This is a genomic window from Dyella sp. NPDC103356, from assembly GCF_055584465.1.
Genome location: NZ_JBVJLZ010000034.1, coordinates 1 through 1,124, shown reverse-complemented (window position 1 = coordinate 1,124; position 1,124 = coordinate 1). Strand labels below are relative to the sequence as shown.

Annotated in this window: 1 protein-coding gene; it reads right to left on the bottom strand. The window is 62.6% G+C overall.

The window, feature by feature from the left end; genetic code table 11:
• Positions 1-1,124: amino acid adenylation domain-containing protein (locus ACZ6WW_RS23550; protein WP_465276341.1), on the bottom strand; the 1,124-nt coding region annotated here is incomplete at both ends.

The window sequence follows — 1,124 nt, the reverse complement described above, 5'->3', positions numbered from 1 at the left end:
GCGACATAGATGGCCTCGTTCTGCACCATGTCCGGTGCGGGCAACGACTTGCGGTCGACCTTGCCGTTGGACGTCAGCGGCATCGCATCGAGCGCGACGATGTACTCCGGCACCATATAGTCCGGCAGCGTCTGCAACAGCGTCGTCCGCAAGGCGCCAGTCTCGGGCAGAACCTGCCCGTCGTGCGCCACCAGGTACGCCACCAGCCGCGGGATGTTTCGCTCGTCCGGCCGGGCCAGCACCACCACATCGCGCACCGCATCGAGCGCGGCCAGGGTCGATTCGATCTCGCCCAGTTCGATACGCAGACCACGTATCTTCACCTGATGGTCGCTACGGCCCAGGTAGTCGATCTGGCCATCCGGCAGATAGCGTGCCAGGTCGCCCGAGCGATACATGCGGGCACCGGGGATGGCACTGAAGGGGTTCGGGATAAAGCTCTGTGCTGTCAGGTCCGGACGATTGATATAGCCCCGTGCCAAGCCAATGCCTGCGATAAACAGATGGCCCACCACACCGACCGGCACCGGGTTGAACGCCTCGTCCAGGATATGAATCTGGATATTGGCGATCGGTCGACCGATCGGCACGCAGTGAAGCGGGCTGTCTTTCTCGCACGGGTAGTACGTCACGTCGACCGATGCTTCGGTCGGACCGTACAGGTTGTGCAGCGCTACATGATCCCAGGTGGCAAAGAAGCGTTGTTGCAGCTCCAGCGGCAACGCCTGGCCGCTGCACATCACCTGACGCAGCGACGGACCGCAACCGGCCTTCGCTTCGTTGAGGAACACCTCCAGCATCGGTGGCACGAAGTGCAAGGTCGTGATGTGCTGCGCATCGATCAGCTCGGCCAGATAGGCCACATCCTGGTGACCGCCGGGCTTGGCCACCACCAGGGTCGCGCCTTCGATCAACGGCCAGAAGAACTCCCACACCGATACATCGAAACTGAAGGGCGTCTTCTGCAAGACCCGGTCGGACGCCGTCAACGGATAGGCCTCCTGCATCCACTGCAGGCGATTGACGATGCCTTGCTGGTCGATGCCCACGCCTTTGGGCTTGCCGGTCGAGCCGGACGTGTAGATCACATAGGCCAGGTTGGCCGGCTGCGTGCTGTGATCCAG